20 protein-coding genes are annotated in these 23467 nt (G+C 70.9%); 7 read left to right on the top strand and 13 right to left on the bottom strand.

The features are described 5' to 3' along the window. Positions 1–55: 55 nt before the first annotated feature. The 3 genes from ABZX12_RS24605 to ABZX12_RS24595 are packed head-to-tail and all read left to right on the top strand — an operon-like array spanning position 56 to position 4655. Entirely contained in the window at positions 56–3163 is a 3108-nt protein-coding gene (locus ABZX12_RS24605) for an FtsX-like permease family protein (protein WP_355696648.1), read from the top strand. After that, positions 3160–4011, top strand: coding sequence for an ATP-binding cassette domain-containing protein (locus ABZX12_RS24600; RefSeq protein WP_355696646.1), 852 nt, complete (start codon positions 3160–3162; stop codon positions 4009–4011). Before ABZX12_RS24605 ends, ABZX12_RS24600 begins: the two co-directional genes overlap by 4 nt. Next, positions 4008–4655, top strand: coding sequence for an ATP-binding cassette domain-containing protein (locus tag ABZX12_RS24595; RefSeq protein WP_355696644.1), 648 nt, complete (start codon positions 4008–4010; stop codon positions 4653–4655). Before ABZX12_RS24600 ends, ABZX12_RS24595 begins: the two co-directional genes overlap by 4 nt. A 46-nt stretch (positions 4656–4701) precedes the next feature. Here ABZX12_RS24595 and ABZX12_RS24590 read toward each other — a convergent pair whose 3' ends face one another. The 3 genes from ABZX12_RS24590 to ABZX12_RS24580 all read right to left on the bottom strand — a co-directional run bounded on the left by ABZX12_RS24590 (position 4702) and on the right by ABZX12_RS24580 (position 7305). After that, positions 4702–5457, bottom strand: a complete 756-nt coding sequence (locus ABZX12_RS24590; protein ID WP_355696642.1) for a ThuA domain-containing protein — start codon at positions 5455–5457, stop codon at positions 4702–4704. Next, the gene (locus ABZX12_RS24585) at positions 5441–6526 is read right to left on the bottom strand and encodes a Gfo/Idh/MocA family oxidoreductase (RefSeq protein WP_355696640.1); all 1086 of its coding nucleotides are present in this window, start codon (positions 6524–6526) and stop codon (positions 5441–5443) included. The genes ABZX12_RS24590 and ABZX12_RS24585 overlap by 17 nt, the downstream gene beginning before the upstream one ends. A 332-nt stretch (positions 6527–6858) precedes the next feature. Next, positions 6859–7305, bottom strand: coding sequence for a metallopeptidase family protein (locus ABZX12_RS24580; RefSeq protein ID WP_355696639.1), 447 nt, complete (start codon positions 7303–7305; stop codon positions 6859–6861). Positions 7306–7336: 31 nt separating this feature from the next. Here ABZX12_RS24580 and ABZX12_RS24575 point away from each other — a divergent pair, with 31 nt between their 5' ends. Next, complete coding sequence (locus tag ABZX12_RS24575; protein ID WP_355696637.1) at positions 7337–7720, top strand: DUF3499 domain-containing protein; 384 nt, start codon at positions 7337–7339, stop codon at positions 7718–7720. A gap of 11 nt (positions 7721–7731) precedes the next feature. On the opposite strand, the gene ABZX12_RS24570 is transcribed toward ABZX12_RS24575, so the two are convergent. The 4 genes from ABZX12_RS24570 to ABZX12_RS24555 all read right to left on the bottom strand — a co-directional run bounded on the left by ABZX12_RS24570 (position 7732) and on the right by ABZX12_RS24555 (position 14144). Then, positions 7732–9213, bottom strand: a complete 1482-nt coding sequence (locus ABZX12_RS24570; protein WP_355696635.1) for a DUF5719 family protein — start codon at positions 9211–9213, stop codon at positions 7732–7734. Beyond that, on the bottom strand, positions 9210–12122 hold the full coding sequence (locus ABZX12_RS24565) for a glycosyltransferase family 2 protein (protein WP_355696633.1): 2913 nt from the start codon (positions 12120–12122) through the stop codon (positions 9210–9212). Before ABZX12_RS24565 ends, ABZX12_RS24570 begins: the two co-directional genes overlap by 4 nt. Positions 12123–12293: 171 nt before the next feature. After that, positions 12294–12560 (bottom strand): WhiB family transcriptional regulator, encoded by a 267-nt coding sequence (locus tag ABZX12_RS24560; RefSeq protein WP_132150138.1) that lies wholly within the window; start codon positions 12558–12560, stop codon positions 12294–12296. 327 nt (positions 12561–12887) lie between these two features. Next, the gene (locus tag ABZX12_RS24555) at positions 12888–14144 is read right to left on the bottom strand and encodes a hypothetical protein (RefSeq protein WP_355696631.1); all 1257 of its coding nucleotides are present in this window, start codon (positions 14142–14144) and stop codon (positions 12888–12890) included. A gap of 113 nt (positions 14145–14257) precedes the next feature. Between ABZX12_RS24555 and cofD the strand changes: the two genes are divergently transcribed. The 3 genes from cofD to ABZX12_RS24540 all read left to right on the top strand — a co-directional run bounded on the left by cofD (position 14258) and on the right by ABZX12_RS24540 (position 17008). Next, on the top strand, positions 14258–15235 hold the full coding sequence (cofD, locus tag ABZX12_RS24550) for a 2-phospho-L-lactate transferase (RefSeq protein ID WP_355696629.1): 978 nt from the start codon (positions 14258–14260) through the stop codon (positions 15233–15235). Beyond that, positions 15232–16206: a coenzyme F420-0:L-glutamate ligase gene (locus ABZX12_RS24545; RefSeq protein ID WP_355696627.1), complete on the top strand. Its 975-nt coding sequence runs from the start codon at positions 15232–15234 to the stop codon at positions 16204–16206. Before cofD ends, ABZX12_RS24545 begins: the two co-directional genes overlap by 4 nt. 124 nt (positions 16207–16330) lie before the next feature. Continuing rightward, positions 16331–17008 carry a DUF3105 domain-containing protein gene (locus tag ABZX12_RS24540; RefSeq protein WP_355696625.1) on the top strand — a complete coding sequence of 226 codons (678 nt, stop codon included), beginning with the start codon at positions 16331–16333 and terminating at the stop codon, positions 17006–17008. Positions 17009–17063: 55 nt separating this feature from the next. On the opposite strand, the gene ABZX12_RS24535 is transcribed toward ABZX12_RS24540, so the two are convergent. The 6 genes from ABZX12_RS24535 to ABZX12_RS24510 form a co-directional block, all read right to left on the bottom strand. Then, complete coding sequence (locus ABZX12_RS24535; RefSeq protein ID WP_355696623.1) at positions 17064–18281, bottom strand: DUF6596 domain-containing protein; 1218 nt, start codon at positions 18279–18281, stop codon at positions 17064–17066. Continuing rightward, positions 18281–18646, bottom strand: coding sequence for a YciI family protein (locus tag ABZX12_RS24530; protein WP_355696621.1), 366 nt, complete (start codon positions 18644–18646; stop codon positions 18281–18283). Before ABZX12_RS24530 ends, ABZX12_RS24535 begins: the two co-directional genes overlap by 1 nt. A gap of 102 nt (positions 18647–18748) precedes the next feature. Continuing rightward, positions 18749–19843, bottom strand: coding sequence for a sugar phosphate nucleotidyltransferase (locus tag ABZX12_RS24525; protein WP_355696619.1), 1095 nt, complete (start codon positions 19841–19843; stop codon positions 18749–18751). 11 nt (positions 19844–19854) lie between these two features. Beyond that, positions 19855–20925, bottom strand: coding sequence for an NAD(+)/NADH kinase (locus ABZX12_RS24520; protein ID WP_355696618.1), 1071 nt, complete (start codon positions 20923–20925; stop codon positions 19855–19857). Between the two features lie 104 nt (positions 20926–21029). After that, positions 21030–22112 carry a hemolysin family protein gene (locus ABZX12_RS24515; protein ID WP_355696616.1) on the bottom strand — a complete coding sequence of 361 codons (1083 nt, stop codon included), beginning with the start codon at positions 22110–22112 and terminating at the stop codon, positions 21030–21032. After that, on the bottom strand, positions 22109–23446 hold the full coding sequence (locus ABZX12_RS24510; RefSeq protein ID WP_355696614.1) for a hemolysin family protein: 1338 nt from the start codon (positions 23444–23446) through the stop codon (positions 22109–22111). Before ABZX12_RS24510 ends, ABZX12_RS24515 begins: the two co-directional genes overlap by 4 nt. Between the last annotated feature and the right edge of the window lie 21 nt (positions 23447–23467).

The raw sequence follows: 23467 nt of genomic DNA, 5'->3' as shown, positions 1-23467 counted from the left end.
TGTTCGGTCCTTGGTCACCGACAGGCGTGACCTGGCGGCTGGGGGGTGGCCAAAGATGTTCCTGCGGCAGGCTCTGCGGTACCGGTGGTCCCAGGCGATGGTCCTGGCCGGGGTCAGCCTGTTGATCGGCACCTGCGCGGCGTTCGCGCCCTGGTTCGCGCGCGCGGTCGAACAGACCGTCACGACCGAGACCCTGGCGCGCCAGTGGAACTCCGCGGCCTGGCAAGTCAAGACGGTCCCGAAGACGACCGTCGGCGGTTCGGCCGAATCGACTCCGCCGGAGGACCTCGATCAACTCGTCCCTGCCGACCTGAAGCACCTGTTCACCCCGCCGGTGCACGGGCGGGCGGCAGCCGTGATCTGGGGCCTCGGCGACGACAGGCCGACCGTCCAGGGCCGGGTGGTCTGGCGGGACGGTTACTGCGCCCAACTCGAACTGACAGCCGGCCGGTGTCCCCGCAGCCCCGGTGAGGTTGCCGCGTCGGCAGCGGACGCGAAGAACTTCGGCCTGGCGGTCGGGGCGACGATCAAGGCGCAGACCGCCGGCAACCCCGCGCGCATCCCGCTCCGCGTGGTCGGGATCTACCAGGCGGACGCCGAGGCCGTCTACTGGTTCGGCCGGAGACCGATCGGGAACTCGCGGCAGGCCAGCGACTCGCAGCCCCCGCTCGGCGACTTCCTGCTCACCGAGCGGGACACCCTCTCCGCGGGGCCTTGGGGCGCCTACTCGACGCTGGACACCCGCCCGCAGCCGGGAAGCGTGCGAGTCGACGACCTGGCTCGGATCCGTCAGGTGACCGATCAGCTCGAAGCACAGATCGCCGAACGCGGCATCGACGCGCAGAACAGCTCAGGACTGATCGACGTCATCGACGGCATCCAGGCGGAGCGGCGCCAGGCCACGACGATCATCCCGCTGGTGATGGTGCAGGTGGCTCTGTTCGGGGTGGTCGTCCTGGCGCTCGCGCTGGCCACGGTGGTCGACCAGCGCCGCCCCGAACTGGCCGTCTCGCGACTCCGCGGGTCGGGGGCAGGGTCGATCGGCCGGGCGCTGGCCGTCGAGCTGAGCGTGCCCGTGCTGCTCGGTACGGTGCTCGGCGCGGCCGCCGGTTTCGCGATGCTCCTCGCCGTACGAGCAGCCTGGTTGGCCGGAGTACCGCCCCTGGAAGTGCCGTGGACGGTTCCGGCAGCGGTCGGTCTCGCGGCTCTGGCAGGGCTGGCGGTTGTCGCGCTGTCGGTTCGTACGGTCGTACGCCGGCCGATCTCCAGCCTGCTCCGGCGGATCGCGCCGCGCGGAAGCCACCGGACCATCGGTCTGATCGATCTGATCGTCATCGTCGTCGCATCGGCCGGACTGGTGACCGGACTGACCAGCGGCGGACGGGGTCCGTTGCCGATCCTGACCCCGACGCTGCTCGCGCTGGCCGCCGGCCTGGCCTTCGCCCATCTGCTGCTCCCGGCCGCCGGGCTGGTGAGCCGCCGGGCGCTGCGCAACGGACGTCTCGGTCTCGCGCTCGGCGCTCTGCAGGTGGCCCGGCGTCCAGCCGTGACACGGCTCGTCGCCGTGGTCGCCGTCGCGACGGGCCTGGTGTCGTTCGCCGGCCAGGCGGCTTCGGTGGCCGGTCGGAACCGGGACACCAGGGCCGGCTACGAGACCGGTGCCGAGGCGGTCCTCGCGATCGACACCATCAACCTCATCGACTTCACCGCGGCGATCGACAAGGTCGATCCCGACCGGCGATGGCTGACGCCGGTCGTGCTCACCCAGGCGCCCGCCGCCGAGAGCCTGCGCGCCGTGCTGATCGAGCCGGACAGCTACCGGCGGATCGCCTTCCGCGGCGACCGGCTCGCCGAGACCGAGGGGTTCGGCAATCTCCGGGCGCCCGCGGAGCCGCAGCCGATCAAGGTCGTCGGCGACCAACTGAAGGTGACCGCTGACGTCGGCACGACGGCGTCGTACGCACCGCCCACCAGTGACGGCGAGGAGCTCGCCCCCGAGGGCCGGGCCAGGTCCGTGATCCTGCAGGCGACGGTGGTCAACCAGCGCAGAGGGGCGCGCTATCTGGTCCGTTTCCCGCCGATACCGCTGGGCCGCAGCGGCCCGGTCCAGCTGAGTACGCCGATGGACTGCCGGCCGTCCTGCCAACTGATCCGGCTCGGGGTCGCCCGCGAGGTGGGTGACCCCGTGGGCGCCAAGGGCGAGATCGCGATCAGCCAACTGGCGACCGACACCCAGCCGTCGATCCCGCTGGGCAGCGCCCAGGACTGGACGAGCGGTCCGCAGGCAGGGGACGACGACCAGAGCCACATCGCGGCGAAGAGCCGGCCGAACGGACTGACGCTCGAGGTGACCAGCCTCGGGAGCGACCTGACCCTCCAGCACGCCGCGATCCCCACGCCCGTCCCGGCGCTGGTGAGTGGGGACTTCTCCGTCAGCGAGGTCCAGACCGTGCCCGGCCTCGACGGGCTGTCGATCCCCGTCACCAAGGTGGACGGCCTGCGGACACCGATGCCGCGGCACACCGAGCGCGCCGCCGTGATGGACCTGGAGACCGTCCGCCGGCTCGGCGGGAACGTCGACGACACCTCGACCGATCTCGAGCTCTGGCTGAACGCCGACGGGCTCGCGAACCTCGGCAAGGTCGTCGACGGGCTGACCGCGGCCGGGCTGACCTCGACCCTCGTCGATCGCCGGTCCGACCGGATCGAGGGGTACGGGCGCTCCGCCAGCGCCCTCGCGCTCCAGCTCACCCCGGTCGTCGGGCTCGCCAGCTGGGCGCTCGCGGTCATCGTGCTGCTGCTGATGGGCGTCAGCTCCTGGCGATCCCGGGCGCAGGACTACGCGAGCCTGCGGATCAACGGCGTACCGGCGTCGACGACCGGAGGGGCGGCACGCTGGGAACAGACCGGGCCGGTCGCGCTCGCAGCGCTGCTCGGGTCGGCCTGCGGCATCGTCGGCGCCCATATCGCGCTGCCGATGTTCCCGCTGTTCGCGGAGACGTCCGAACCGTCGCCGATCCCGCTCGACCTGGCGATCAACTGGTCCGGTGCGGTGATCCTCTGGCTGGCCGGCACCGTCGTGCTGACGGCGACCACGTTGGTCCTGGGCACCGGCGTGAACCGGCGCGCGGGTTACGTCCGGATCCGGGAGGAGCTGTCGTGAGCGGCCTGGCGATCAGCACGAGCGGGCTGGTGCACATCTACCGCAGCCAGGGCCACGACGTCGCGGCCTTGTCGGGCATCGGCATCACGGTGCGTCCCGGTGAGTTCGTCGGGCTGCTCGGCCCGTCCGGCGCCGGCAAGTCCACGCTGCTGCAACTGTGCGGCGGTCTGCTGACGCCGAGCGCCGGTCGCCTGCAGATCGGCGAGCACAACCTGACGACGATGACCGAGCCGGAGCTCAACCGGATGCGCGCGCGTGACGTCGGCATCGTGCTGCAGGGAGCCGGGCGCAATCTGATCCCCTACCTGTCCCCCGTCGACAACGTCCGCTACGCACAGCGTGCCGCGGCGCGCGACCAGTCCCTCCCGGCGCCGGAGGAGGTCCTCGACCTGGTCGGCCTGGCCGACCACGCCCGGACGCCGCTGACGTCGCTGACGCCCGGGCAGATCCAGCTCTGCGCGGTGGCGGTCGGGATCGCCACGTTCCCCGGCCTGCTGCTGGCCGACGAGCCCACGAGCCAACTCGACCACCGGGCCCGGGACGAGGTGCTCGCCGCGATCTCGACCGTCAACGAGAGCACCGGTATGACGGTGCTGCTGGTCACCCACGACCCCGAGGTCGCCGCGGTGCTGCCCAGGACTGTCACCATCCGCGACGGCCGGATCGCGTCCGAGGGGCGCAGCGGCGAGGAGTTCGCGGTCGTCGCCACCGACGGATCGCTGCCGCTGCCGCCGCACGTCGCCGAACTGCTGGCCCCCGGAACCCTGCTCCGCGTCACCACCACCGAGGACGGCGACGTTCGCCTGAGCCCCGTACAGCAACATGGACAGCAAGAAGGTCAGTCGTGATCACGGTCTCCAACCTCACCGTCGCCTACGACGAACTGGTCGCCGTCGCGGACGTCTCGCTGCACGTGCCGCCCGGTTTCGTCCTCGCGGTCAGCGGGCCGTCCGGCGCCGGCAAGAGCTCGCTGCTGTGGGCCATCGCCGGCGCGGTCCGGGCGAAGTCCGGCCACGTCGAGGTCGACGGCCTGACCATCGCCGACCGGCCCGCGGCCGCGGCGCACGGCGTCGTACTGATCCCGCAGGGCAACGGTCTGGCCCGGGTCCTGACCGCCCGGGAGAACCTCTCGCTGCCGCTCCTCGCCAAGCGCACCGAACCGGAAGCGGTCGACCGTCACGTCGAGCAGGCACTGGCCGACGTCGGCCTGCAGGACAGCGGCGACCATCTGGTCGAGGAACTGTCCGGCGGCGAGCAGCAACGCGTCGCCGTCGCCCGCGGACTCGCCCAGCAGGGCCGTGTCATCCTCGCCGACGAGTCCACCAGCGAACTCGACGGCACGAACCGTGAGCGAGTGCTCGACCTCCTCCGCCGGGAAGCCGGCCGCGGCGCCGCGGTGATCATCGCCACGCATGACCCCAACGTCGCAGCCGGCGCCGACGGCCACGCCACCATGGACGAAGGCCACCTGACCTGGCAGCGGAGACTCTGAGAACCGAGGTCCTGTCCGGTGATCCAGCGCCGTTGCCAGACGGGCCTCAGGCCTTGTCGAACCAGCCGACGTCCTTGCGGTGGTGAACCGTCGGGAGCTGCCGCGGGCTGGTCGGAGCGGCCCACCTCGCCGCGTTGGCGATGATCTGCTGGACCTCGGGCTGGTGGTACGTCGGGTACTCCTGGTCGCCGGGGCGGAAGTAGAAGACCCGGCCCTGGCCGCGCCGGTAGCAGCAGCCCGAGCGGAACACCTCGCCGCCGGAGAACGAGCTGACGAAGACCAGCTCGTCCGGTTGCGGGATGTCGAACAGCTCGCCGTACATCTCCTCGCGCTCGATCACCAGCGGGTGCGGGATCCCTTGCGCGATCGGGTGGCCGGCCGCGACCGTCCAGATCAGCTCACGGTCGTTCTCGGCGCGCCAGTCGAGCGAGCAGGTCGTGCCCATCAGCTTGATGAAGATCTTGCTGAAGTGCGCCGAGTGCAGCGCGATCAGGCCCATACCGGACAGCACGTGCTGCTGGACCCGGTCCACGACCGCGTCGTCGACGTCGCCGTGCGCGGCGTGACCCCACCAGGTGAGTACGTCGGTGTCGGCGAGCACCTCCTCGGTCAGGCCGTGCTCGTCCTGCTGCAGCCACGCCGTACGGACGACTACTTCCTGGCCGAGCTTGTCCCGCAGCGCGGCCGCGATCGTCTCGTGCATGGTGTCCGGGTAGACCTTGCGCACAGTCTCGTCGCGGCCCTCGTGGACGTTTTCGCCCCAGACGGTGACGCGGATCGGACCGTCAGTTGTCCTGGTCATTGAGCACAACCTCTCGTCCCGCCTTCGCCGAGGCGTAGCAGGCGTCGATGATCTCGGTCCGCAGCAGCGCCTCGGACCCGTTCTGGCCTTCCCACTCACCGCTCTTGACGATCCGGACGAACTCCGCGACGACCGCGCGGTGCCCGAGCCCGGCGCCGGTCGCCGGCTTCACCTCGGCCGGTACACCGCCGACATCGGTGAAGATCCGCAGCGTGTCGTCGCTGGTGTAGTTCTGCACCTCGATCTTCGCGCCGCCGTCGGTACCGAACAGCTCGATGCCGAAGTTGTCGCCCGGCGCCCGGAACGTCGCCCAGCTGGTCTCCAGCTGCAGCGCACCGCCGCCCTTCAGGCGCAGGTACGCCGTGGCCAGGTCCTCCACCTCGAACGCCGAACCGAGCGTGTTCGCGTTCGGGTCGCGGCTGCCCTTGCCGCGCGGGCCGAGCTCGGCGAAGGTGTCCGCGGAGACCGTGGTCACCTGCGGCTCGCCCATCAGGTGCAGCGCCATGTCGAGGATGTGCACCCCGAGGTCGATCAGCGGACCGCCGCCGGACAGCTCCCGGTTCGTGAACCAGCCGCCCATCCCCGGGATGCCGTTGCGGCGCATCCAGTGCGCCTTCGCGTAGTAGATCCGGCCGAGCTGGCCCTCGTCGATCTGGTGCTTGAGCGCCGCGACGTCACCGCGCTCGCGGTGGTTGAAGACGACCTTCAGCACCCGGCCGGCCTTCTTGGAGGCCTCGACCATCGCGGTGCCCTCGGCGACCGTCCGCGCCAGCGGCTTCTCGGACAGGACGTGCAGACCCTTCTCGAGTGCCTTGAGGGCGATCGGGGCGTGCAGCTGCGTCGGCGTACCGATGCTGACCGCTTCCAGGCCCGGGGTCTCGAGCAGGTCCTCCCACTTCTCGTACAGATGCGGTACGCCGTGCTTCTCGCCCAGGCTGGTCAGGACGTCCTTCTCCAGACCCGCCAGCGCGATCACCTCGACGTCCGGCAGCTCGGAGAACGCCTCCAGCGCCGTCCGTCCGGCGAAGCCCAGTCCGACGACACCGACCCGCAGTTTTTGATCGTTCACAAAGACGATCCTCTCCCGATGACAACGAAGGACACAACCGCTTCCCACACTACGGAACAGGATTCAACACCCGTCAACCGACTTGTTGTAACGGACAGATCACGCAGCCCGCCACACTCCGGCATTTGGCTGGCTGACCCCCGAATTTGGCTGGTCTGCCAGCGAAATGGGGGGTTCCACACCCTGAATACGGGTGCGGAACCCCCCATTTGGTGGGTCTACCAGGCAAATGGGGCAGACGCGAGGAAGGGGCGGGACGGGGGCGCGGCGGGGCGGGGCGGGGCGGGACGGGACGGGGCGCGGCGGGGTGGGGGTGGGGGTGGGGGTGGGGGTCAGTCGTCGTCGGTGTCGAAGTCTGGGTCGATTTGTTCCGGGGAGAGGGCCAGTACGTCGGCCAACTCCAGGACCAGCGCGGAGCGGACCAGCCAGGCCAGGCCGGCGCCGGAGCGTTCGGCGCGGAGCTCGATCGGCCGCCGGAACACGACGATCCGGTACGGCTCGTGGGAGGTGCCGCCGGTGGCGTGCGTGAGCGGGATCTCGGTGGCGTCCAGGTCGAGGTTCGGCACGTCCTCGATCGCGAACTCGACCCGCGCGACCACCTGCGGCAGCCGCTTCTCCAGCCGCGTCACCTCGATCGCGACCACCTCGTCGAACTGCGCCGCGGCGGACCGCTGCAGCGGCAGGCCCCGCGGCGCGAACGTGCTCGGCCTGCTGATCGGGCCGAGCATGCCGCGGCCGTGGCGGTCGATGTGCCTGCGATGACGGCGAGCCTCGGTCACGCGCTCAGCCTAGTGGGGGTAACGTCTGTCCGTGAGCATCGCCAGGATCTGTTCGCGTGCCGGATGTCAGAAGCCGGCCGTCTCGACGCTCACCTACGTGTACGCCGACTCGACCTGTGTCCTCGGTCCGCTCGCGACGTACGCCGAGCCGCACTGCTACGACCTGTGCGCCGACCACGCCGACCGCCTCACCGCGCCGAACGGCTGGGAGGTCATCCGGCTCGCTCCGGATCCGGCCGCCGCCGGCCCGTCCTCGGACGACCTCGAAGCGCTGGCGAACGCGGTCCGCGAAGCGGCCCGGCCCCTGCCGCGCCGCGAGCCCGGAGCCGGGACGCCGGGCGCCCCGGTCGAGGTGGCCCGCCGGCGCCACCTCCGAATGCTCCAGGACCCCGGCGCCAACACCAACGAAGGCTGACCAGGTCCTGTCTAGCGCAGCGCGGCGCTCACGTCGGGCTGGGCGCCCAGCTGGGCACGGAACACCAGTGACGTGCTCAGCGGCCAGGCGGCCACCTGCGGTACGTCGTCGTCCGCAGGCTTCGCCGCCGGCATCAACGTGACGCCCGCGACAACGCTCCCGCGCGTCTGCTGAACCATCAGGTACGTCGGCCGCGGCTGCGCCGGGAACGGGATCTGCGAGGTCGCGCCGCCGACGACGTCGAGGGTCCGCGTGCTCAGCACCCGGTCGACCGCGTCCCGCAGCTCGAACTTCACGCTCCCGTTCTTGCCAGGAGCCGTCACCTGCAGCAGCGCCGGCTGCTTGTGCGCCGGGATGACCAGGTACGCCGGTCCGGTCAGCGCCTCGGCCGACCCGATCGACGCGAACTCCTTCCGGCTCGCATCGGTCATCCGCATCGACGCGGTCACCGGCTGGTCCGAGGTCAGGGTGACACCGCTGGCGTCACCGTGCAACACCGGATCGAGCATGAACGTCTTCACCGAGCCCGCCGCGATCTGGACGGTCTCCAGACCGGCGGGCTTGAAGGGACCGTTCGGCCCGTTCACCGTCAGGCTCGCGGTCGCCTGCAGGTCCGTCGGGTTCGCCACGGACAGGATCCGCAGGCCGCCGCCGGGCGCCACCGCCGGCACGAACACCTTGCTCGCGGGCGCTGCCGAGGTGTTCAGCCAGTCCACACCGGCCGGCTCGCCGCTGTCCGACGCGTTGGACCGGACGGCGGCCGCCACCCGGCCGCCCGTCGATTCCACGTGCAGCGCGAGGTCGCGGAGGTTCGGTGCGACCTGTTTGAGGTACAGCTCGGACGAGCCGCGGGCCGGGACCACGATGCCGCGCGCGGCCGGGAGGTCCTGGGCGCCGTTCCGCGCGTACACGCTGACGTTCACTTCGGCGTTGACGGTGTCCAGGTTGGTCAGCACCAGCACGTCCCGCCGCTCGATCGCCCCGGACGCCCCGACGAACCAGAAGTCCGACCCGGGCAGCTGGCACGGCACGCTCGCCATACCGCGGTTCACGCCTTCCTGCGCGGTCGCCGTACTCGTGCCGACCGTACCGGCGGCGAGCGGTCCGGTGCCCTGGATCGACAGCGTCTCCGGCTTGACCGCCACCGCGCTCGATCCGATGGTGCCGCGCTTCAGCAGCGATCCGACCGGGTCCGACGTCGCCGGCAGCGGAGCGATCGACAGCGGCTCCGCGGTCCCGGGCGCGGTCGGCGTCCCGTCGGGCAGCGTCGGCGACACACCGTTCACCACGCTGGCCATCTTGCCGCCGGGAGCCAGCACCGGACAGGCCATGGCGGTGCGGTTCACGACCGTGCGGGCCGGCTCGGTGACCGCGGCCTCCACCCGGGTGTCGGCCTTCTTCGGATGGGTGACCACTCCGAGCCCGGCCAGTGCGGCCATGGCCAGGACAACGGCTCCGATCCGCAGCCGCGGGTCGGACAGCAACCGGCTCACCGGACCCTCCTCGCGTGGGTGCCCTGCGGTACGGCGACGGTGCGGCGCACGGTCGGCAGGCAGAAGATCAGCGCGAGGATCCAGCCGATCAGGCCGAGGATCCGCCACACCATGTGGGTCTGGTCGACCAGCGGCGTCTTGCCCTGGACCTTCGATCGGTCCACCAGCCAGGACGCGTCACCGTCGTTCGCACTGGCCCTGGTCAGGCCGGGCAATGAGTCGAGAGTCGACTGCAGCGTCGGATCCACCGGACCGGGCAGGTACACGTAGTCGATCGCGAGAGCGGCCAACTGCCGGCCCTCTTCGCCGCTACCGCCGCCGCCGAGGGTCGCCAGGACATCGGTGAGCGGCTTGGTCTGCGCCGCTGTCGGCGCCGCCTCGAGCGACCCCATCCGCGGTCCGCCGTCCTTCACCAGCGAGAACCGCATCTGGCCCTCGGGCGCCTTCCGCACCACCAGGATCGACTGGTTCTCCGGCGGATCCTGGGCGGCGACCAGGTACGCCGGGAGGTCCTGAGCGGGGCCGCGCCACAGCGGGCCGTCGGTCCCGCGCACCAACCAGAAGCCGGCCGTCACGACAGTCGTCAGCAGCACGACACCCAGTACGCCCTGGACGATGAGCTGGGTGGACTTGCCGACCGAGTCCCACGCGACCGTGACGGTGATGATCCAGCCCGCGGTCATCAGGAACATCAGCGGGCCGCTGCCGCCGCCGAGCCGGCTGGCGACCAGCGTCCCGGCCAGACCGGCCAGCGCGGCGAACCAGCCGAGCAACTCGTACCGCTGCCGCGACTGACGCAGCAGGCTGACCAGCGCCACGAGAATCAGCGGTACGACGAACCACCACGGCGTCGGCGCACCGATCGGCGTACCGGTCAGCAGATGCGGCAGGCTGTCGCCCGGCCCGATCGCCGCGGTCGGCGGACCGCCCGCCTCCTGCCCCAACTTCGACGGGTGCCGCACCAGGTCGATCGTCCACGGCAGGACGAGCAGCAGACCGAGGACGACCGAGAACACCAACTGCCGTCCCTGTCGCCGCCAGCCGAGCCCGAACACCGCGCCGAGGACGAGGCAGACGCCGACCAGCAGGCCCAGCGCCGGAGTGAACGCCAAGAGCACGGCGAGACAGATCCCGGCGAACCACGCGGCCCGCCAGCTGCCCTGGACGTAGACGCGTCGCCGCCGTGCGACGGTGTGCACGGCCGCACCGAGCAGCGGCAGCACGATCGCCGCCACACACGTCCCGAGCCGGCCCTGCGTGACCGCACCGTTCATGAAGACCGCGAGCCCGTACGCCGATGCGCCCCAGGCCCGTGCCACACGGTCGACGACGAACGAGCGCAGCAACGCCCACGCGGCCAGCGCGGCCAGCGGAACCGCGCCGAGCAGCAGGACATTCGTCGCGCCGTCAGGGCCGAACATGACCGTCGAGAACGCCCAGAACTGGGCCAACCAGGCAGGCGGGGTCACGCCCGGCGGCGCAGCTGCCGCCGCATGCCACAAGGCCGCAAGACTCTCGTGCGCCGGCAACAGCAGATGGGAGCGCAGGACTCCGCCGCCGATCAGGTCGCGGGCCGCGAGCAGCGCGCCGATCGCGAGCACGACCCACGCGACCAGGAACGGCCGCCGGATCAGCTGCCGCCGCCACCTCGGCTGGTCGACCGCTACCCGTGCGGTCGACTTCGCCCGGCGTGCGGTCGTGACGACCTGCTCCTCCGGCTCGTCCGCCCACGCTTCGCGGATCCGCTCCGAGATCGTGCTGGTCGTTTCCTCCAGGTTGTGCCGCAATGCGTGCACCGACCGGGAGAACAGATTCTTGATGTCGTCGTACGGAACCTGGTCGAGATTCCGGCGGTTCTTGCGGGCCTGGGTCCAGCCGCCGGCCAGCAGGGTGCCGAGCAACGCGGTCCACTCGTCGACGGCGCCGGACGGCGTCTTGCCGAGCAGGAACCAGATCGACCGCATCACGGCGCCGAACAGGAACCGCAGGATCAGCAGCGGCAGCAGCTTGCCCGGCGCGTTCGCGAGAACGGTGTAGTACGCGTGAGCACGGTCGAGCTGGTACGCGTGCCGCCGCGTGCCGGCCAGCGCCCGCTCACCGGTCGCCGCGGCCTGTGCGTGGTAGACGACCGCGTCCGGCGCCACACCGACCTGATAGCCGGCGCGGCTGGCGCGCCAGCCGAAGTCGATGTCGTCGCGGAACATCGGCAGCCGCGGGTCGAAACCGTGCAGCGCCTCCCAGACGTCGCGGCGGACGAGCATGCCGGCCGAGCTGACCGCGAGCACGTTGCGCAGCTGGTCGTGCTGTCCCTGGTCCAGCTCGCCGTTCTCGACGCCGGTGTCGCGGCGGCCGCCGAGCGACGTGGTGACGCCGACCTCGAGCAGCTCGCGGTCCCGCGGCCAGAGCCGCAGCTTCGGGCCCCAGACGCCGGTGTTCGGCGACATAGTAGCCTGGAGCAACAATTTCTCCAGGGCCTTCGGCGCCGGCGCGCAGTCGTCGTGCAGCAGCCAGAGCCACTCCACGACCGGCATGTGGCCGTCGTCGCCGTACGGACCGACGGCGCTCGGGATCGGCGCGAACCCGTGCGCTTCGAGACCGCGGGCGACCGCCGTCCCGAAGCCGGTCCGCGCGGACACGCTGACCACCGGCTCCACGCCGGGCATCGCGGCGAGCAGTTCGGCGGTCTCGTCGGTGGATCCGGTGTCGACCGCGATCAGCCGGTCCGGGCGTGGGTTGAGCGCCCACAACGCCTCGGACAGCCGCGGCAGCCAGGCCGCGCCTTCATGCCCGACCACCACCGCGGTGACGACATGCCGGACCCGCGGACGACCCATCGGGTCGTCGATGTGATCGGTCGGGAAATCGACGGAGTCGAAGAATTCCCAGCCGGCCGGGGCTTCTTGTTCCATGCGGAGCTGTGACACCTCGATGCTTGCGGACGGTCACCGCGACCGCAGTCCCGGCGAGGAATCACCATACAGCCGCCCGCACAACCTCTGAAAAGCCGCGGGCCCCGGGGGTGATCACCCCGGGGCCTCGCGGAAGTCCGTCGTGAAGTTGTGCTGCTGGTGTTCGGACCGTCAGACGGCCTTTTTCTTCAGCTTGCGGCGTTCCCGCTCCGACAGGCCGCCCCAGATCCCGAAGCGCTCGTCGTTCTGCAGCGCGTACTCGAGGCATTCGCCCCGGACGTCGCAGCCGAGGCACACCTTCTTGGCCTCGCGGGTGGACCCGCCCTTCTCCGGGAAGAAAGCCTCTGGATCGGTCTGGGCGCACAACGCCCGTTCCTGCCAGTTCGGCTCCTCCTCGATCGCCTCACCGTCGACAATCGCCATCAGGCCCTCTGTCACGGTACGACCTCCTCGACCCTGTTCGTTCCCCTGTACATGTGGGTTTGCGGTCCACATGCCTGACCTCGTCCGTCCTGCGCTCTGCAACGGTCCCCGATACCGAGTGTCCTAACGAACGACACGGTTGAAATTACATTCCTGCAATCCACGAAAGTCAAGCCGTGCTCTGCTATTGGGATCATCCGCAACATGCCCGCAAAAGAACGAGAGGCCTGTAGATACAGGCCTCTCGCGCTGTGTACCCGGGCACAAACCTGATGTTGCCGGGATTTTCCCGTAGGGCTCGGTAAGGGCTTGCTGTCGCAGACCGCCCGAACTGTTGCCCGATCAGGAAGGCTGCGACCACCAGCCCTGCTGACCCGGCTGGTTCTGGTCGTTCTTGTCGGAGTCGACCCGCGGGTCGACCCGGGTCTCGTCGGCGGACTCGGCCTGCGGCTCACTCGGCTTCGGCTCCGCGGCCGGCGTCTCGTCGGCCTGCCAGGCCTGCTCCTGCTGCCACGTCTGCTGGGCGGGCTGAGCTTCGGCCTGCTCCTGGGAACCCTCTGCAGCGCCGTGCTCCGGCTGGCCCCACTCCTGACCGGACGCAGCCTGCTGGCCGTACTCCTGGCCCGCGGGGGTCTGCTGGCCGTACTCCTGGGCGCCCCACTGCTGCTGACCGGCGTCGGCGCCGCCCCACTGCTGCTCCTGCGGCCACTGCTGGGCCGGCTGACCCTGCTCCTGGCCGCCCCACTGCTGCTGGCCTTCGGAGCTCCACGCCTGCGTCGGCTCGACGCCCTGGCCCTCGGCCGGCCACGCCTGCTCGGCGCCCGGCTGAGCACCGTGCTGCGCCGCGTGCTGACCATGCTGCTGGGCCTCGGCCTCACCGGCCGACCAGTTCTGCTGCTGCTCGCCCTGGTTCCAGCCCTGCTCCTGCGGCCACTGCTGGCCCTGGTCCTGGCCGGCGGCGTAGCCACCAGCGGCACCCGCAGCAGCGCCGGCCGCGTAACCGCCGTACTGCTGGCCCTGGTCGTACTGACCGCCGTACTGTTGGCCCGGCTGCTCGTAGCCCTGCTGGCCGTAGCCCTGCTGCTGACCGTACGGCGCCTGCTGGCCGAACTGGCCCGGCTGCCCCTGCTGCTGGAACTGGCCCGGCTTCGGCGCACGCACCGGCGCGGGCAGGGTCTGGAACGTCTTCAGTGCGTACAGGCCGACACCGCCGTACAGCGCGAGACCGCCGAGCGAGGCGATGAAGCCGACGATCTTGTCACCGGTCGTGCCGCTGCCGTTGAACTGAGCGAACGTGGCGATCAGGCCGATCAGCAGGAGCAGACCGGTGACGACGAGCGCGCCCAACACGACGATCCGCGCGTTCGGCGTCCGCTCGCCTTCGTTGACCAGCCAGACCGCACCGACCAGCGCGGCGATCACCACCAGCGACGGGAAGGCCGGCGGGACGATCAGGCTGTGCACGCCACCGGACGCGGCGACGAAGCCGATCCCGCCGACGAACAACTGGAACAGCGAGGCCAGCGCGAGCAGGCCGGTGAATGCGAGCAAGATGTACGCGACCGGCTCTCTGAGCTTCTTGGTTGCGTCGGTGACCACGAGGGCTCCTCGGATGTTGGGGGCCGTACAACTGAGCTGTGCGGATGTGATGACTCACCGCAGCATAGTCGTGCGGTGGTCCGACGCATTGACGACTCGGGCAGACTCTTCCCATGCGATTGACAGTGCTGGCCGGCGGCATCGGCGGCTCCACCTTCCTGCGCGGCCTGCTGAAGGCCCGTCCGGACGCCGAGATCACCGTCGTGGGAAACACCGCGGACGACATCACCCTGTTCGGTCTGCGGGTCTGTCCCGACCTGGACACCGTGATGTACACGCTCGGCGGCGGCATCTCGGAGGAGCGGAAGTGGGGCCGCGAGGACGAGACCTGGGTGATCAAGGAGGAACTCGCGGCGTACGGCGTGGAGCCGACCTGGTTCGGGCTCGGCGACCGGGACGTGGCCACGCACCTGGTGCGCACCCAGATGCTGGACGCCGGCTTCACCCTCAGCGCGGTCACCGAGGCGCTCTGCAGCCGGTGGAAGCTGCCGGTGCGGTTGCTGCCGATGAGCGACGACCGGATCGAGACCCACGTGGTGGTGGACGACCCGGAGCAGCCCGGGCGGCGCAAAGCCATTCATTTCCAGGAGTACTGGGTGCGCTACCAGGCCGAGGTCCCCGCGCACCAGATCGTTGCCGTCGGCGCCGACAAGGCCAAGCCCGCCCCCGGCGTACTGGAGGCGATCGCGGACTGCGACGTGCTGATCGTGCCGCCGTCCAACCCGGTCGTCTCGGTCGGCACCATCCTCGGCGTACCGGGGATCCGGGACGCTGTGCGGGAGACCGCGGCGCCGGTCATCGGGCTGTCGCCGATCATCGGCACCGGGCCGGTCCGCGGTATGGCCGACAAGGTGCTCGCCACCGTCGGGGTGGCGTCGACGGCGTCGGCAGTCGCGCGGTACTACGGCTCCCGCACCGCCGGCGGCGTCCTGGACGGCTGGCTGATCGACACCTCCGACGCGATCCAGGCGGATTCGATCGCCGGCGCCGGAATTCACGTCCAGGCCGTGCCGTTGTGGATGACGGACGAGACCACCACCGCCGCGATGGCTGACGCGGCCCTGACCCTCGCGGAGGCCGTGCGGCGATGAGGAAGCACCTGGAGATCTTCCCGGTGACCGGACTGCCGGAGGTGACGGCCGGCGACGACCTGGCCGCACTGATCGCCGACGGTGCCGATCTGCGCGACGGCGACGTCGTCTCGGTGACGTCGAAGATCGTCAGCAAGGCGGAGGGCCGGCTGACGCACGGCACCCGTCACGAGGCGGTCGACGCCGAGCTGGTGCGGGTCGTCGCGCAGCGTGGTGAGACCCGGATCGTGCAGACCCGGCACGGCCTGGTGATGGCCGCCGCGGGCACCGACACGTCCAACACCGCACCCGGGACGGTCCTGTTGCTCCCGGTCGACCCGGACGCGTCGGCCCGCGCCCTGCGGGCCGAGTTGAAGGAGCGGTACGACGTCAACGTGGGCATCGTCGTCACGGACACGCTCGGCCGCCCGTGGCGCAACGGCCAGACCGACCTCGCGATCGGCGCCGCCGGCGTCCCCGTCGTCGAAGACCTCCGCGGTACGACGGACAGCCACGGCAACGTCCTCGCGGTGACGGAGCCGGCGCTGGCCGACGAGGTCGCGAGCGCCAGCGAACTGGTGAAGGGCAAGGCCGACGGCGTGCCGGTCGCCGTACTGCGTGGGCTGGACGACGCCGTGCTGCCGGTCGGTGAGCACGGACCGGGTGCGCGGGCGCTGGTCCGGGACGCCGAGCACGACATGTTCAGCCTGGGGACGCGGGAGGCGGCGCGGGCCGCCGTCCTCGAGCGGCAGGCGCCGGCCGCGCCGCGCGCGGTGGATCCGGCGCTGTGGTCGGGGCTGCTCACCGAGGTCGACGGTGTTCGGCTGCAGGCGGACGACAACGCTGTCACGGTGTTCGGCGACGAGCCCGTCACGGTCGGTGTGATCGCCGAGCGGCTCGCCGTCCTGCTGCATGCCGAGGGGTACGGCGTCACCGTGCGTCCCGGCCCGGGCAACGAGGCGACGGTCACGTTCGGCTCACGGTCGAAGTAGTTTTCTAGGCAACTTCTTAGGGTCACCTCGTACACTGCCTTCGCCAGGCGGCGCGGTGGCCGCCCCTTCCGGGAAGACCAACACTGTGGGTAAAGCGTCGTCGCAGAAGCAGTCGCGCCGCGAGATGATCGAGAAGATGCAGCGCGAGCAGGCCCGGTCGGACCGCCGCCGCACGATCCTCATCGTGGTGTGCTCGATCGTGGTCGGCCTGGCCATCATCGCCTACCCGGCGATCAAGCTGATCCAGGACTCCCGGACCAAGAACCAGGCCCTGACCGACTTCGGCGTCGCCGCGTCGGCGGCGTCCTGCGACGCGGTCACCAACGACGACGGCGGCGGCACCCAGGACCACCGCCCCGAGGGCGAGAAGATCATGTACCCGGTGTCGCCGCCGTCCTCCGGACCGCACTACCCGAACTGGGCGCCGTTCGACAAGAAGTTCTACTCCACCGGTGACCGTCCCGCGGTCGAGAACCTGGTGCACAACCTGGAGCACGGCTACACGATCCTCTGGTACCGGGACACGCTGCCGAAGGACCAGATCGACCAGATCGAGAAGATCGCCAAGTCGAAGCTCCCGGACAGCTCGCTGAACAAGTTCATCGCCGCCCCCTTCAAGGCGGACGAGGGCAAGGCGTGGCCGGACGGCAAGCAGCTGGCGTTCGCCCACTGGAGCGGCCCCGACGCCTCCAACAAGTCCTTCGGCCACCGCCAGTTCTGCGGGTCGGTGAGCGGCGAGGCCTTGAAGCAGTTCATGGACAAGTACCCGGCCACCGACGCCCAGGAGCCGAACGGCGGCTGACCCCGAGACCTGTGCGCAACGCCCCCGAGGAGCATCTCCTCGGGGGCGTTCTCGTTCAGTCCAGGGCGGCGGCCTTGCGGAGCAGGACCGAGCGTTCGGGCCGGTTCGGACAGAGCCTGGCAGCCAGTTCGAGTTCGGCGCGGGCCTCCGGGCGGCGGCCGAGGCGGGTGAGCAGTTCGCCGCGCACGGTGGGGACCAGATGGGACCCGGGCAGACGGTCGGTGGCGATCAGTTCGTCGACGATGCGGAGCGCCTCGGCCGGGCCGGTGGCCATGGCGACCGCGACGGCTCGGTTGAGTTCGACGATCGGTGAGGGGGCAACGCGACCCAGGGCCTCGTACAGGACCACGATTCGGTCCCAGTCGGTGTCCTCGACCGACAGTGCCGACGCGTGCGCGGCCGCGATCGCGGCCTGCAGGCCGTACGGGCCCAGGCCCCGGGTGGACGCCACGCTCAGCGCGGCGAGCCCGCGCCGGATCGCCGCGAAGTCCCACCGCGTCCGGTCCTGGTCCTCGAGCAGGACCGGCGTACCGTCGGGGGCGGTCCGGGCCGGGAAGCGTGCGGCGGTCAGCTCGCACAACGCGAGCAGGCCGTGGACCTCCGGCTCGGTCGGCAGCAGCGCCGCCAGGGTGCGCGCCAGCCGGATGGCCTCGTACGCGACGTCCGGCCGGACCAGCCGATCACCGGACGTGGCCGTCGAGCCCTCGGTGAAGATCACGTAGAGGACGCTGAGCACGCTGCTCAGCCGCTCCCGGCGCTCGTCCGGCGGCGGCAGCTCGAACGGTATCCCGGCGGCGGCGATCGTCTTCTTGCCGCGGGTGATGCGCGCCTGCACGGTCGGCACCGGGACGAGGAACGCGCGGGCGATCTCCTCGCTGGACAGACCGGCCACGACGCGCAGGGTCAGCGCGATCCGGGCCTCGGGGGCGAGCACCGGGTGGCAGCTGATGAACATCAGCGCCAGAACGTCGTCGTCGATCGTCTCGGGATCGATCTCCTCGTCGAGCGGCGCGGCGGCCGCCAGCAGCGCGTACCGGTCGCGCAGGGCGACGCGGCGGCGGATCACGTCGATGGCCCGCCGCCGGGCCGTGGTCATCAGCCAGCCGGCCGGATCGGCCGGGTAGTCGCGCGGCCACGCCTCCAGCGCCTCGGCCACCGCCTCCTGCGCCGCGTCCTCGGCCAGCCCGAAGTCGCCGGTGAACCGGGTCAGCGCGGCCACGATCCGGGCCGACTCGATCCGCCAGACAGCCGCAACGTCGGCCGCCGTACCCATCAGACTTCCGGGACCTCGTCGTCGCCGGCCACCCGGCGGACCTCGATCTTGGAGCCGCGGGCCGCCGGGACCCGCTTCGCCCACTCGACCGCCTCGGACTTGGAGGCGACGTCCAGCAGGAAGTAGCCGCCGAACAGCTCCTTCGTCTCCCCGTACGGCCCGTCGGTGACCACCGGGGCCTCGCCGCCGAAGTCGACAACGACACCCCGCCGCGGATCGTCCAGCCCTTCGGCCGCCAGCAGCACGCCGTCCTTCAGCATCTCCTCGATCAGCCGCCGGGTCGCGGCCATCGACTCCTCGATCGAGGCCATCATCGCCGCGTTCGACTCGTCGGTCCCCCGCATGATCAGCATGTACTTCGGCATCGTGTCCTCCTCGTCCCGCGGAACCGCCTCTCGGCCCTCGCCCCCACAGGTCGAACGGGAAGTTCCCGGATCGACAACGCTCCCGAAGAATTTCGCCGTGGGCTAGATGTAGCTCGAGTGGTCGGACTGGACCTGGGCCACCAGGTCCTTGACCCGTTCGCCGTCGGAGAGCGGGCAGACCATGGTGACGTCCTGGGTGTGGACGATGATGTGGCTGCGCAGGCCCACCGCGGCGACGAGGTGGTCGGGATCGTCGGTGACGATGATGTTGTCGTGGGAGTCGAGCAGGCAGCTGAGCGTGATGCTGTCGGTGCGATTGCCGTTCGCGTCGGCGGTGTAGGTGTCCGCGAGCGCGGCCCATGAGCCGACGTCCAGCCAGTGCACCGGCATCGGTACGACGACCACGTCCGCGTCGACCTTGCCCTGCGAGGCCGGCTCCATGACCGCGTAGTCGACGCTGATCTTGCGCAGGTTCGGGTAGATCTCCGCGAGCGTCGCCTCGCGCGCCGGAGTGTCCCAGACCGCGGCCACCTCACGCAGCCGCGCGGCCGACTCCGGCAGCAGCGCGTCGAGCACGTTCAGCACCGTCGACGCCTGCCAGACGAACATCCCGGAGTTCCACCAGAACCGGCCGGTGGCCAGGTACTCCTCCGCGGTCTCCCGGTCCGGCTTCTCCCGGAAACGGTCCACGACGTACGCCGACGTACCCCCGATCGGGGCGCCGCGCTCGATGTAGCCGAGCCCGGTGTGCGGGTGGGTCGGCTCGATCCCGAACGTCACCAGCGACCGGGGCCGCGCCTCCACCACCTCGAAGCCGTGCTCGATCGCGGCCCGGAACTCGTCCTCCGGGCTGATCAGGTGATCCGACCCGACGAACGCGACCACCGCGTCCGGGTCGTTGCGCGCGACCACCGCGGAGGCCAGGCCGACCGCATTCGCGGTGTCCCGCCGGGCGGGCTCGCCGATGATGTTGTGCGGGCCGAGCTCCGGCAGCTCCTGGCGGACCACGTCGGTGATCGCGCCGACCGTGCAGACGTAGATGTTCTCCGGTTCCACCAGACCGAGCAGCCGGTTGTACGCCACCCGCAGCAGCGACTGTCCCGCTGCCAGCGGCAGCACCTGCTTCGGCCTGTCGTCTCTGGACATCGGCCACAGCCGCGTCCCCGAACCACCCGCCAGGATCACCACGTTTCGCATGAGGAGAGACCCTACCGGTCGTCACCAGGCGGCTGCGGGATCCGCAGATGCTGCAGGTCCGGCGGCACCGGGGTGTCCGCGGGCTGCCAGAACAGCTCGGACTGCCCGTCGAGCGCGGTCGCGGGCGCGTCCGTGAGCCGGAAACGGTCGCGCAGCCGGCCGTAGAAGTCCGTCGGCCGCAACCGGACCAGCCGCAGCCGTTGCGGCGACCCGTACACGCCGATCCAGTCGCCAGGGTCGAGGACGCCGCGCAACTGCCCGTCGATACTCACTGCGGCCTGTCCTGAGTGCGGCAGCACGCGCAGTGCGATCGGCTCGTCCGGGGCCGCGACGACCGTCCGGTTGAAGGTCATGTGCGGGGCTACCGGGGTGAACACGATCGCTTCGGTGTTCGGCGACAGGATCGGGCCGCCGGCCGCGAAGCTGTACGCCGTCGAGCCGGTCGGCGTCGCCACGATCACCGCGTCGGCCGAATACGACGCCAGCAGCCGGCCGGACAGGTACACGCCGAGCGCCACCTGGTGGTCGCGGGCGAGCTTCTCCACGACCACGTCGTTCAACGCGGTCACGTCGAGCGCCATCCCCCAGCCGTCGCCCTCGGCCATCTCGTGCCGCACCGGCGGCGGGGGCAGCGCCGGCCCGTGCCCGTACCGCAGCAGCGACTCGATCCCGGTCGGGATCTCCAGCGGACGCGACGCGCGCATGGTCAGCGTCATCCGCTCCTCGTACGTCGCGCCGCCGTGCAGGACCGCCTCGAGCGCCTCCTCGACGTCCTTGCAGGCCACCTCGGTGAGGAAGCCGACCTTGCCGAGGTCGACCCCGAGGACCGCGGCGTTGTTCTTGGCCGCGATCCGCGCCCCGCGCAGGAACGTCCCGTCGCCGCCGAGCGTGACGACGAGGTCCGGGTCACCGGCGTGGTGCAGCTCGTCGGTCCCGGTGCGCCGCTCCTGGTGGTCTTTCCAGACGTCGATGTCAGTGCAGCCGATGTCGTGTGCGGTCGCCCACTTGCGCACCGTCTCGGCCGTCTCCACCGCCACCGGCCGTCCCTGATGCACTACCAGCCCGAGCCGCTTGATCGCCACAAACCCTCCTCTGCGCCAGCCACCCCAACCGTAACCCGCCGACCTTGGGCGCCCACCAACCACTTCGGGCACCGCGAAACGGTTGGTGCGTGCTCAGAGTGGGGCTACGGGGTCGGGTCGATGCGGGTGGCGGCGGTGATGATGGGGTCGGTCTCGTCGTTGAACTCGCCGATGACCTCCTCGAGGAGGTCCTCGAGGGCCACGACGCCGATCGCGCGGTCGCCGCCGCAGACGACGGCCAGTTGGGAGCGTTCGTCGCGCATCCTGCGGATGGCCTTGGCGACCGGGGTGTTGTCGCCCAGTTCGAGGGCAGGCATCATCAGGCCGGACGCGCGCGCGGCGGTGTCGCCGGCGGTGGTCGCCCGGGCGGCGTCGCGGACGTGGACGATCCCGCAGATCCCTGTCTCCCCGTCCGTACCGGAGCTGACCACGGCCAGGCGCGAGTGACCTTCGCGGCGGCTGGTGAGTTCGACCTCGCGGGCGGTCGCGGTGGAGGGCACCGTCGACAGCCGGTCGATCGGCGTCATCACCTGGCCGACGGTGGTGTTCTGCAACGCGAGCATCGCGGTGAGGAGTTCGTGCTCGGGTTCCGCGAGGGTGCCGTGTTCGCGGGACGACTCGATCAGCAGCCGCAGCTCGTCCGGGCCGTGCGCGTTGGCGATCTCGTTCTGCGGCGTGACGCCGACCAGCCGGACGCACAGGTTGGCAAGCCAGTTGAGGACGACCAGCAGCGGCCGGAAGAGGTACGTGAACCCGCGGAACGGCACCGCCAGCACCAGCGCCGACCGCTCGGGATCGCTGATCGCCCACGACTTCGGCGCCATCTCGCCGAGCAGCACGTGCAGCAGGCCGATCCCGGCGACCGCGATGATCAGCGCGATCACATGGCCGACGCCTTCCGGGACGTGGGCGAGCTCGAAGAGCGGATGCAGCAGCTGCGCGACCGCGGGCTCGCTCAGCGAACCGAGCCCCAGCGTGCACAACGTGATCCCGAGCTGGGCGCCCGCGAGCATCAGCGACAGCTCGCTGACCCCGGCGATCGCGGCCCGCGCCGAGTAGCTGCCGGACGCCGCGGCCTCCTCCAGCCGGTGCCGCTTCGACGCGACCAGCGCGAACTCGGCCGCGACGAAGAATCCGTTCAGCGCGAGCAGTAGGGCGGAGATGATCAACGCCCACGTCGTACTCATGCCGTCCGCTCCATCTCGACGATGCCCGGCACCCGGCGCTCGATCGTGCGCACCGTCAGCCGGACGAACTCGGCCGGGACCGGCCGCCCGTCGTGGTCGATGCGGTGCGGCAGCTCCACGACCAGCGAGTCGCCGACGTCCGGGATCCGGCCGAGCCGCGCCATCACCAGACCGGACACCGTCTCGTAGTCGTCGCTGTCCGGCAGCTGTACGCCGGTGACCTCGGCGACCTCGTCGAGCCGCCACCGGGCCGGGACCTCCCAGGACCCGTCGCCGCCCTGCACCAGCCCGGTCTCGGGCAGGTCGTCCTCGTCGCGGATCTCGCCGACCAGCTCCTCGGCGATGTCCTCCAGCGACACGATGCCCGCGAACCCGCCGTACTCGTCGACGACGATCGCGAGCTGCCGGCGGGCGACCCGGAGCCGCTCGAGGACTGCGGGCAGCGGCAGCGTCGTCGGGACCGCGACCGGCTGCGACGCCAGCGAACCGACGGCGATCGTCGCGCGGTCGGCCGGTTCGAGCTCGACCACCTCGCCGATCGCGACCACGCCGATCACCTCGTCGACCGAGGCCCCGATCACCGGGAACCTGCTGTGCCCGGTGTCCTGCAGCTCGACGACCCGGGTCAGCGGCTCCTCGCGGTGCACGGTGACCACGTCGACCCGCGGCACCATCGCCTCACCCGCGGTCCGGCCGCGGAAGTCGAGGCCGCGGTCGAGCAGCCGCATCGTGTCCTGGTCGAGCAGGCCCTGTTCGTACGACGTCTCGATGATCCGGTCGAGCTCCTGCGCGGTCGCGCCCTGCGGCAGTTCCTCGACCGGTTCGATCCCGACCCGGCGCAGGATCCGGTTCGACGCCGAGTCGAACAGGTGAATCAGCGGCCCGGCGACGGTGAGGTACACCCACGTCGAGCGGGCCAGCCGGAGCGCGATCGCCTCGGCCTTCGCGATCGCCAGGTTCTTCGGCGCCAGCTCGCCGAGCACCATCTGGATGATCGTTGCCAGCAGCAACGCCAGGATCACCGAGATCGACGTGCTCACCGCGTCCGGTACACCGGCCCCGCCGAGCAGGTGCTCGAGTCCCGCACCGAGGTACGGCTCGGCGAAGTACCCGGCCAGCAGGGCGGTGATGGTGATGCCGACCTGCGCGCCGGACAGCACGAAGGACAACCGCGCGGTGACTTTCAGTGCTCGAGCGGCGGCCGCGTCACCGTCCGCGGCAAGCGTCTGCAGGCGGCTCCGGTCGACGGCGACATACGCGAATTCCTGGGAGACGAAGTAGCCGGTGGCAACGGTCAGCACCAGGATCAGGCCCAGGCCGGCCAGGATCAGCATGGGACGACCTTATGAGAGCTC

This window comes from Kribbella sp. NPDC003505, assembly GCF_040610875.1.
Lineage (GTDB): Bacteria > Actinomycetota > Actinomycetes > Propionibacteriales > Kribbellaceae > Kribbella.
Note: the sequence above shows the minus strand (reverse complement) of the source record. Positions and strands in the feature narration are given on the sequence as shown.

Bases quoted from the DNA above. Each gene is read 5' to 3' on its own strand.
- ABZX12_RS24605 (WP_355696648.1), top strand. From the start codon at position 56: ATGTTCCTGCGGCAGGCTCTGCGGTACCGGTGGTCCCAGGCGATGGTC.
- ABZX12_RS24590 (WP_355696642.1), bottom strand. From the start codon at position 5,457: ATGACCAGGACAACTGACGGTCCGATCCGCGTCACCGTCTGGGGCGAA.
- ABZX12_RS24565 (WP_355696633.1), bottom strand. From the start codon at position 12,122: ATGGAACAAGAAGCCCCGGCCGGCTGGGAATTCTTCGACTCCGTCGAT.
- cofD (WP_355696629.1), top strand. From the start codon at position 14,258: ATGCGATTGACAGTGCTGGCCGGCGGCATCGGCGGCTCCACCTTCCTG.
- ABZX12_RS24545 (WP_355696627.1), top strand. From the start codon at position 15,232: ATGAGGAAGCACCTGGAGATCTTCCCGGTGACCGGACTGCCGGAGGTG.
- ABZX12_RS24540 (WP_355696625.1), top strand. From the start codon at position 16,331: ATGATCGAGAAGATGCAGCGCGAGCAGGCCCGGTCGGACCGCCGCCGC.
- ABZX12_RS24535 (WP_355696623.1), bottom strand. From the start codon at position 18,281: ATGGGTACGGCGGCCGACGTTGCGGCTGTCTGGCGGATCGAGTCGGCC.
- ABZX12_RS24530 (WP_355696621.1), bottom strand. From the start codon at position 18,646: ATGCCGAAGTACATGCTGATCATGCGGGGGACCGACGAGTCGAACGCG.
- ABZX12_RS24525 (WP_355696619.1), bottom strand. From the start codon at position 19,843: ATGCGAAACGTGGTGATCCTGGCGGGTGGTTCGGGGACGCGGCTGTGG.
- ABZX12_RS24515 (WP_355696616.1), bottom strand. From the start codon at position 22,112: ATGAGTACGACGTGGGCGTTGATCATCTCCGCCCTACTGCTCGCGCTG.
- ABZX12_RS24510 (WP_355696614.1), bottom strand. From the start codon at position 23,446: ATGCTGATCCTGGCCGGCCTGGGCCTGATCCTGGTGCTGACCGTTGCC.